The sequence below is a fragment of the Variovorax sp. P4_D9 genome (assembly GCF_056401695.1).
The window spans coordinates 1-551 of the sequence record NZ_JBFUIU010001752.1; the positions used below are offsets into that span (position 1 = coordinate 1).

Here is a 551-nt window from a genome sequence, read left to right on the forward strand (position 1 = left end):
CGCCGGTGGATGCCCCCAAGTCGGGCGGCAGCGATATCGAGGCCACCATCGCGCGCCGAGTGGCCGACTTGATCGAGGACGGTTCGACGCTGCAATGCGGCATCGGCAACCTGCCCGAGGCGGTGCTGCGCGAACTGGGCAGCCGACGCGACCTGGGTCTGCACAGCGGTGCCTTCGTGGACCAGGCGGCAGTGCTGGCGAGCCAAGGCGTGATCAACAACGCCCGCAAGACCATCGATCGTGGCATCAGCGTGGCCGGCGTGCTGATGGGCTCAAGGATCGTGCGCGAATACGCCGACCACAACCCGAAGGTGGAACTGCGCAGCACCGAGTACACCCATGCGGCCGAGGTGCTGGCGCGCATCGACCGCTTCGTCGCCATCAACTCCGCCATCGAGATTGACTTGAGCGGCCAGGCCAACACCGAGGTGGCGGGAGGAGTCTATGTGGGCGCGGTAGGCGGAGGCACCGATTTCCTGCGCGGCGCGCAGCGCTCGCGCGGCGGCCTGCCCATCGTCGCCCTGCCCTCCCGAGCTGGCTCAGCCTCGCAG

General features: G+C 68.6%; 1 protein-coding gene. It reads left to right on the forward strand.

The window, feature by feature from the left end:
* Window positions 1–551, forward strand: a 551-nt coding sequence (locus AC1DY5_RS58145) for an acetyl-CoA hydrolase/transferase C-terminal domain-containing protein (protein ID WP_478123116.1), incomplete at both ends; no start/stop codon positions are given.